This window comes from Paraburkholderia sp. (assembly GCF_026225065.1).
GTDB lineage: Bacteria > Pseudomonadota > Gammaproteobacteria > Burkholderiales > Burkholderiaceae > Paraburkholderia.
This window is the reverse complement of sequence record NZ_JAMFSB010000047.1, coordinates 1-8,988: the sequence shown is the minus strand read 5'-3', so window position 1 is coordinate 8,988 and position 8,988 is coordinate 1. Positions and strand designations below refer to the sequence as shown.

The window sequence follows — 8,988 nt, the reverse complement described above, 5'->3', positions numbered from 1 at the left end:
CACACCGTATGGCCAGCGTGTCGAAGACAACGTCATTGCGCCGCTCACCGAGGAACTGCTCGCGTCCAGCGACTACCGGGCACGCCGCGCCGCGCTCGCTGCCTACAACGCAACGAGTCCCGTGCTCAAACGCGGCATTGCCTTCTCGCCGGTGAAATTCGGCATCTCGTTCAACGTGCCTTTTCTCAATCAGGCCGGCGCATTGGTGCACGTCTACAAGGACGGTTCGATCCTCGTCAATCACGGCGGCACCGAGATGGGCCAGGGGCTCAACACGAAGGTGGCCCAGGTGGTCGCCAACGAACTCGGCGTGCCGCTCTCGCGGGTGCGTGCGACCGCGACCGATACGTCCAAGGTAGCGAACACCTCCGCCACGGCCGCCTCCACCGGCAGCGATCTGAACGGCAAGGCCGCCGAAGCGGCCGCACGCACGATCCGCGAGCGGCTAGCCGTGCTGGCTGCCAGAGAACTCGGCGGCGAACCTGACGCCGTGCAGTTCAAGGACAGCATGGTGCACGCGAACGGCGTGACAATGCCCTTCGCACAACTCGTCAACACGGCGTATCTGGCGCGTGTGCAGTTGTGGTCCGATGGTTTCTACACGACACCCAAGGTGCACTGGGACGCGAAGACGCTGACCGGTCATCCGTTCTACTATTTCGCGTATGGTGCGGCGGTGTCGGAAGTCGTGGTGGATACGCTGACAGGCGAATGGAAGCTCGTACGCGCCGACGTGCTGCACGATGCCGGGCAGTCCATCAATCCGGCTATTGACATCGGCCAGGTCGAAGGCGGCTTCATCCAGGGGATGGGCTGGCTCACCACTGAGGAACTCTGGTGGAACCGCGAGGGTCGACTGATGACGCATGCGCCATCGACGTACAAGATCCCGGCGGTCAACGATACGCCCGCCGCGTTCCACGTTCAGCTCTACCGCAACGAGAATGCGGAGCCTACAGTGTTCCGCTCGAAGGCAGTCGGCGAGCCCCCTCTGTTGCTGCCGTTCTCAGTGTTTCTCGCGATCCGCGATGCGATTGCGGCCACAGCGCCGCAGGCGAATCAGGCCCCGCCGTTGCGCGCACCGGCGACGCCCGAGGCGATTCTCGACGCGTTGGAAGCGATGCAGCAGGCTGCCCCAGCTGCAAGCGCGCCTACCGGGCCGAACGATCCAAAGGAGCCCGAAACGGAGCCAAAAGCAGCAGCGACTTCGGTGGGAAATACGACGTCCGGCGCGACTCCAAAAGCACCGGCCAGCCTCGACACTGCCACATGAACTTTCACGCGCTACGCGACACGAACGCACAGCGCCACGCTTAACCGGCTGCATGGACACCCCTTGCAGCCATGGATGGAGAACTGCCGGATGCAACCCTGGCTAACCGATCTGCAACAACTGCTCGCACACGGCGACGCCGCCGTGCTGGTGACGGTCGCGCGCGTCGAAGGATCGGCGCCGCGCGAAGCCGGCACGAAGATGATTGTCACGCGCGATTCGGCACGCCATACGATCGGCGGCGGCCACCTCGAATGGAAAGCCATCGAGTCCGCGCGCCAGGTCCTCAAGGAAGGCATGCGCATGTCGCATATGCGCCGGCTCGAACGCTTCGCGCTCGGTCCGAGTCTCGGCCAATGCTGCGGCGGCGCCGTGGTGCTCGCGTTCGAGCGTCTCGATGTCGCCGATCTCGGCTGGATCAGCTCGCTCGCCAAGCGCGTGGCGGCAGGTCTTTCGACGGTGCGTAGCGTATCATTCGGCCCCGCGCCGGATGCGGTGATGCTGTCGGAGCCAGAGCCCGGCGTCGAAAGCGCCGATTGTCTGCTGTGGGACGGCGCCGGCTTCGCGGAAAGCAGTTCGCTGCTCACCGAGACAATCGCACCGCGTGACTTCGCGGTGGTGCTGTTCGGCGCCGGACACGTGGGCGCCGCACTCGTGCGCGTGCTGGGAACGCTGCAGTGCCACGTGCGCTGGGTCGACGAGCGCGATGCGCAGTTTCCGCCGCCCGAGTTGCTGCAGGCGTGGAATGTGACGATCGATCCAAACGATGCGCCTGACGAAGCCATCGACCAGGCCGCGCCACAGACGTACTTCATCGTGATGACGCACAACCATACGCTCGACCTCGACCTCGCCGAGCGCATCTTGCGGCGCGGCGACTTTGCGTTCTTCGGCATGATCGGCTCGCTCTCCAAGCGCAAGCAGTTCGAACACCGGCTCGCCGCCCGCGGCATCGATCCTGCGCAGATTGCGCGGATGAAATGCCCGCTCGGCGTGGATGGCATCGAGGACAAGTCGCCGGAGATCATCGCGATTTCCGCGGCCGCGCAAGTGTTGCAGGCGGTCGAGGCGAACGCGCACGCGACCCTGGCGGCATGACGGGTCAGAAACTCGCGGGACACGTACGGTAAAGCCTGACTTTTCGCACACCAGACCATTAAATCGAACCACTAAAGAATCGAACATGAATACCCCCGCCGCTCTCACTCTCGCCGACAAAGCAGCAGCCGCGCCGAAGGCCGAACTGCATATCCATATCGAAGGCTCGCTGGAACCCGAGCTGATTTTCAAGCTCGCCGAGCGCAACGGCGTGACGCTCGCCTACGATTCGATCGAAGCACTGCGCAAAGCGTATGCGTTTACCGATCTGCAATCGTTTCTCGACATCTACTACGCCGGCGCGAGCGTGCTGCTGCATGAGCAGGATTTCTACGACATGACGATGGCCTACGTCGAGCGCTCGCTCGCCGATAACGTCATCCATACCGAGATTTTCTTCGACCCGCAGACGCACACCGAACGCGGCGTATCGATCGCCACCGTCGTGGCCGGCATCGAGCGCGCGCTCGCCGACGCGGAAAAGCGCGGCCTCACGAGCAAGCTGATCCTGTGCTTCTTGCGCCACCTCTCCGAAGAAGATGCGCTTGCGACCTTCGACGAAGCGTTGCCGTTGTTTGACCAGTACAAACATCGGCTGATCGGCGTCGGTCTGGATTCGTCCGAGCGCGGCCATCCACCGTCGAAGTTCGAGCGCGTGTTTGCCAAGGCACGGGACAAGGGTCTGAAGCTGGTTGCGCATGCGGGCGAGGAAGGGCCGCCGTCGTATATCTACGAAGCGCTGGATCTGCTGAAGGTGGACCGCGTCGACCATGGCGTGCGCAGCATCGAAGACCCGGCGCTCGTCACGCGGCTGGCCGACACGCGCGTCGCACTGACGGTGTGCCCGCTGTCGAACCTCAAGCTATGCGTGTTCGACGATCTGACCAAACACACGCTGAAGGCGCTGCTCGACAAGGGCGTCGCCGTCACCGTGAATTCCGACGACCCGGCTTACTTCGGCGGCTACGTCAATGCGAACTACCTCGCCACCATCGATGCGCTCAAGCTCACCGATGCCGAGGTCTACACGATCATCCGCAACAGCTTCGAGGCGGCGTTCGTGACGCCCGCGGAACGCGATGCGTTGATCGCGAAGCTCGACGCGCACTGGCACGCTTCTGACGCGGGCTGACCGGCGCGGTCTGAAACGCGAGTAGCAGGAGGAGCGGCGGTAGCGCGCCGTCCCGCTTCTTTCGCCTTGTTTGCGGCTTTACTTACCGCCAATTTTTCGCTTCACATTCCCATACAACGGAGACGGCTTTCCCCATGAATCACTCGGCTCAAGCGGCCCAAACCGCATTCCGCGCGCAACTGCTGACCTTCAACGGCGACCCTGCGCAATCGTCCAACGCGGCAGTCTTCAACGAAGACGGCCTGCTGATCGTGGAAGACGGCCACGTCGTCGCAGCAGGCGCGTATGCAGCGCTGTCGTCCCAGCTCGCCCCCGGCACACAGGTGCAGGACATGCGCGACAAGCTGATCGTGCCTGGCTTTATCGATACGCACATTCACTATCCGCAAACGGACATGATCGCCTCGCCCGCGCCCGGCCTTCTGCCGTGGCTCGATACGTACACCTTCCCGACCGAACGCCGCTTCGCCGATCCGGCCTACGCTCAGGACACGGCCAGTTTCTTCGTCGAAGAACTGCTCGCCTGCGGCACGACCACGGCGCTCGTCTATTGCACGGTGCATAAGGAATCCGCGGATGCGCTGTTCACCGAAAGCGAAGCCCGCAACCTGCGCATGGTGGCAGGCAAGGTACTGATGGATCGCAACTGCCCCGAGTTCCTGCGTGACACCGCGCAGTCGGGCTACGACGACAGCGCGGAACTGATTGGCCGCTGGCACAACCGCGGCCGCCAGATGTATGCGCTGACGCCGCGCTTCGCACCTACCTCGACTGAAGCCCAACTCGAGGCCTGTGGTGTGCTCGCGCGCGAGCATGCGGATGTTTTCATCCAGAGCCATGTCGCCGAAAACACCGACGAGGTAAAGTGGGTCGCCGACCTGTTCCCGGGCCACCGCAGCTATCTGGACATCTACGATCACTACGGCCTGCTGCGCCGCCGTGCCGTGTATGGCCACTGCATCCATCTTGACGCTGAAGACCGTAAGCGGATGGCGCAGACCGGCACGGTCGCCTCGCACTGCCCGACCTCGAACCTGTTCCTCGGTAGCGGCCTGTTCGACTTCGACAAAGCAGACGAAGCCGGCATGCCGATCGCGCTCGCGACCGATGTCGGCGGCGGCACGTCGTTTTCGATGCTGCAAACGATGAACGAAGCGCACAAGGTAGCGCGTCTCACCGGCCATCATCTGACCGCCACGCGGATGTTCTGGCTCGCCACGGCTGGTGCCGCCGAAGCGCTCGACCTGGCGGACAAGGTCGGCACGCTGGCGCCGAAGTCGGAAGCGGATTTCATCGTGCTCGATCCACAGGCAACGCCGCTGCTGGCACGCCGCACCGGGCGCACCGAGTCGCTCGAAGAACTGCTGTTCGCCTTCGCGCTGCTCGGCGACGACCGCGCGATCTTCGAAACCTACGCTGCCGGCAAGCGCGTGCATCAACGCGAAGCGCCGCGGCAGCACACGGCGCGCAAGGCGAAGATCGCTGCGTAAAGCTGGCTCGAGACGGTCAGCGCAGCTCGCGGGCGTTAGCGTTCTGAGCCACGGTCTGCAAGGCCGGGCAGTTAGCGCCGCGTGCTTCGACCGTCACGACGCAAAACGGCCCGGCAGGTTCGCCCTGCCGGGCCGTTTTGCTTGCATCTGTCGCATCTTGCTGGCCGAGAGCCAGCCGGCTTCCTGCTCGCTACGTGCTTTATTGCACGACCGTCGGAACCGAAGCCGCCGAACCAGGCGCTGCTGAACCAGCGGCCTCGTTCGACATCCCAGCATTCTTGTCGACCGGCAACTTGACCGTGCGCACCGCACCGTTGCCCAACGGGAAATCTGCCAGCGCACTACGCGCCAGATACGGCATGGCCCGCACCAGCGACGCTTCGTCACCCGCGTTGCGCGCCAGCACGTTGTAGACCTCCTTGCCAGTCGCGCGGTCCGTGATGCGGATGCCGAGCGTATGCGTAAACACCGGATAACTGGAACTCACATACGCCGGAGGAAACGCCCCGAACGGGCCCCATGGGTCGATCGGACGGCCCCAGTATGGTCCTGGCCACGGGCTGCTGTAGAACACCGGCTCGGTAACGCTGACGGTCTGGCTCTTGGTGCCGTACGAGAGGCCCACCAGATAGTGAGCCTGCTGCGCGTCGACCTGCCGGAACGTGCGCGTCGCCAGCTCATTGGCCACCAGCACCTCGTAGGTCTGCTGTTCCAGGCTGTTCTGCTGCGCGGGGCCGCGCGTGAAGGCATAAGTACGGCTCGCGTCGCTGCCGCTCCAGTCGGAGAATGCCGTCACCTGGGTGGTCACATAACTGGTACAGCCAGAGAGCAGTGCCGTCAGCGCCACCAGCATCAGCATGGCGCGCCCGGTCCAACGGTCTGATTTCATAGTCGTCCTCATCCTTACGATTAATCGCCGCACGCAAGCACGGCGGCCCGATCATACGCTGACCTGGCCCCCAGACAAAAAGTTCGACCGCGGAGCGGCCCGAGCTTTCTTTGTACAATGGCTGACATACCGGTGCGTACTGGATGCGCCGCCGGCTCAATATCTTATTCTTACAAACTGCCATGGCTGATACCGCAACGCCCCCTGTGATCCGTCGCGCCGATTACGCGCCGCCCGCCTTCCTGATCGATACCGTGGCACTTGAATTCGATCTCGTGCCCGAACGCACGGTCGTCAAAAATACGATGCGCCTGCGCCGCAATCCGGACGCCGCGCGCGCCGCGCACCTCGAACTGATCGGCGAGCGACTCGAATTCGCCAGCGCGTCTATCGACGGCGAGCCGTACGCCGCGGTGCGTCCGGCGGAACACGGACTGACCGTCGAGAACGTGCCGGACAGCTTCGAACTGACGATCACGAGCATCTGCAAACCCGTCGAAAACACTACGCTCTCCGGGCTGTACGTGTCCAGCGGCAACTTCTTCACCCAGTGCGAGGCGGAAGGCTTTCACGGCATTACCTATTTCCTTGACCGGCCGGACGTGATGGCCACCTACACGGTCACGCTACGCGCCAACAAGGCCGCGTACCCGGTGCTGCTCTCGAACGGCAATCTGCTCGAGGAAGGCGATCTGCCCGACGGCCGCCATTTCGCCCGCTGGGAAGATCCGTTCCGCAAGCCCTGCTATCTGTTCGCGCTGGTGGCCGGCAAACTGGTGTGCATCGAAGAGCGCGTGAAGAGCGGCTCCGGCGCGGAAAAACTGCTGCAGGTGTGGGTCGAACCGCACGACCTGGACAAGACTCGCCACGCCATGGATTCGCTGATCCATTCGATCCGCTGGGACGAGGAGCGCTTCGGGCTGGAACTCGATCTGGACCGCTTCATGATCGTCGCGGTGAGCGACTTCAACATGGGTGCGATGGAGAACAAAGGGCTCAATATCTTCAACACGAAGTACGTGCTCGCGAACCCGGAAACAGCGAGCGACACCGACTTCGCCAACATCGAAGCGGTGGTCGGCCACGAATACTTCCACAACTGGACCGGCAACCGCGTGACCTGCCGTGACTGGTTCCAGTTGAGCCTGAAGGAAGGCCTGACGGTGTTCCGCGACCAGGAGTTCTCGGCCGACATGGCAGGCGGCCACAACGGCAACGACGAAGCCGCGCGCGCCACCAAGCGGATCGAGGATGTGCGCGTGCTGCGCCAGATGCAGTTCGCCGAAGACGCGGGTCCGATGGCGCATCCGGTACGCCCGGAAAGCTACGTCGAGATCAACAACTTCTACACGATGACCGTGTATGAGAAGGGTTCGGAAGTCGTGCGGATGTATCAGACGCTGTTCGGCCGCGATGGCTTCCGCAAGGGCATGGACCTGTACTTCAAGCGTCACGACGGCCAGGCCGTGACCTGCGACGACTTCCGTCATGCGATGGCGGATGCGAACGGGCGCGACCTTGCCCAGTTCGAACACTGGTATAGCCAGGCCGGCACGCCGCGCGTGGCGGTCAAGACCGCGTATGACGCCGCGGCTCGCAGCTATCGTGTGACCCTCACGCAAGGCTACGGCGACGCCGCGCCGGCGGCCCGCGAGACGCAAAAGGGCGCACTGCTGATCCCGTTTGCGATCGGCCTGATCGGCAAGGACGGCGCGGATCTGCCGCTGCGGCTCGAGGGTGAAGCGACCGCCGCGCCGGGCACCACGCGCGTCCTCGAATTTACCGAGACCGAGCAGACCTTCACGTTCGTCGATGTCGCCGAAAAGCCGCTGCCTTCGCTACTGCGCAATTTCTCGGCTCCGGTGATCGTCGAATACGACTATAAGGCCGACGAACTCGCCTTCCTGCTCGCCCACGACAGCGATCCGTTCAACCGTTGGGAAGCGGGTCAACGGCTGGCGACGCGCGAACTGCTCGCGCTAGCCGGGCGTGCCGCGACCGGCGTGCCGCTGCAACTGGACGATTCGATCGTCGCCGCATTCGCACGCGTGCTGACCGATGAATCGCTCTCGCCGGCGTTCCGTGAGCTGACGCTGATACTGCCATCCGAAGCGTATCTGGCGGAGCAGATGTCCGAGTCGAATCCGGCTGCCGTGCATGCCGCCCGCCAGTTCGTGCGTAAGCGCCTCGCCACAGCGCTCAAGAACGAATGGCTCGCGGTGTATGAACAGCACCATACGCCGGGCGAGTACGAAGCCACGCCGAAGGCAAGCGGGCATCGTGCGTTGAAGAATCTTGCGCTGTCCTACCTCGCCGAACTGGACGATCCGGCCGAAGCCGTGCGCCTCGCCTCGGCGCAGTATGCCGCCGCGAATAACATGACTGATCGCTCGGCCGCACTGTCCGCCTTGCTCAACGCTGCGGCAGCCAGCGGCGGCACGCAGGCACAGGACGCGCTCGACGACTTCTACCGCCGCTTCGAGAAGGAACCACTTGTCATCGACAAGTGGTTCGCCCTGCAAGCCACCCAGCGCGGCAACGCACAGCGTCCGGTGATCGAGATCGTGCGCAAGCTGATGGCGCACCCGGCGTTCACGTTGAAGAATCCGAACCGCGCGCGTTCGCTGATTTTCAGTTTCTGCGCGGCCAACCCCGCACAGTTCCACGCCGAAGACGGCTCGGGTTACGCGTTCTGGGCCGAGCAGGTCATCGCGCTCGATGCGCTGAATCCGCAGGTCGCCGCGCGCCTCGCCCGCTCGCTCGAACTGTGGCGCCGCTTCACGCCGAAGTTGCGCGATGGCATGCGCGCGGCACTGGAGAAGGTAGCGGCGCAGGTGAAATCGCGTGACGTGCGTGAGATCGTGGAAAAGGCGCTAGCCTGATCTGCTTCGGCACATCCAAAGGCAGGGAAAAGCCGGCACAGGTGGCCGGCTTTTTTTCGTCTGCAGGGTCGTAGGAATAGGTCCATAGGCACGCGTTGGCCATTCGGACGACTGTTTTTGTTGGCCCGCAGAGGTGAAAGTAAACCCATTCATTTAACTTGTGATTACCCACTATTTTCACGCCCCAGCCAGTATCCGATCTGGATGTCGACAAGCCGATGCAT

The 8,988-nt window shown here is 63.5% G+C and carries 6 protein-coding genes; 5 read left to right on the top strand and 1 reads right to left on the bottom strand.

Features of this window, described 5'->3' with window-relative positions; genetic code table 11:
- From M0954_RS03825 to guaD, 4 genes are all read left to right on the top strand, one after another.
- Positions 1 to 1,273: molybdopterin cofactor-binding domain-containing protein (locus tag M0954_RS03825; protein ID WP_297351727.1), on the top strand; the 1,273-nt coding region annotated here is incomplete at its 5' end.
- Between the two features lie 90 nt (positions 1,274 to 1,363).
- Positions 1,364 to 2,371: a xanthine dehydrogenase accessory protein XdhC gene (gene xdhC, locus M0954_RS03820; RefSeq protein ID WP_297351725.1), complete on the top strand. Its 1,008-nt coding sequence runs from the start codon at positions 1,364 to 1,366 to the stop codon at positions 2,369 to 2,371.
- Positions 2,372 to 2,456: 85 nt separating this feature from the next.
- Positions 2,457 to 3,503, top strand: coding sequence for an adenosine deaminase (locus M0954_RS03815; protein WP_297351724.1), 1,047 nt, complete (start codon positions 2,457 to 2,459; stop codon positions 3,501 to 3,503).
- Positions 3,504 to 3,637: 134 nt separating this feature from the next.
- The gene (gene guaD / locus M0954_RS03810) at positions 3,638 to 4,993 is read left to right on the top strand and encodes a guanine deaminase (RefSeq protein ID WP_297351722.1); all 1,356 of its coding nucleotides are present in this window, start codon (positions 3,638 to 3,640) and stop codon (positions 4,991 to 4,993) included.
- Between the two features lie 199 nt (positions 4,994 to 5,192).
- On the opposite strand, the gene M0954_RS03805 is transcribed toward guaD, so the two are convergent.
- Complete coding sequence (locus tag M0954_RS03805) at positions 5,193 to 5,882, bottom strand: DUF4136 domain-containing protein (RefSeq protein ID WP_122153743.1); 690 nt, start codon at positions 5,880 to 5,882, stop codon at positions 5,193 to 5,195.
- Positions 5,883 to 6,064: 182 nt separating this feature from the next.
- Here M0954_RS03805 and pepN point away from each other — a divergent pair, with 182 nt between their 5' ends.
- Positions 6,065 to 8,764 carry an aminopeptidase N gene (gene pepN, locus M0954_RS03800; protein WP_297351720.1) on the top strand — a complete coding sequence of 900 codons (2,700 nt, stop codon included), beginning with the start codon at positions 6,065 to 6,067 and terminating at the stop codon, positions 8,762 to 8,764.
- Positions 8,765 to 8,988 lie beyond the last annotated feature (224 nt).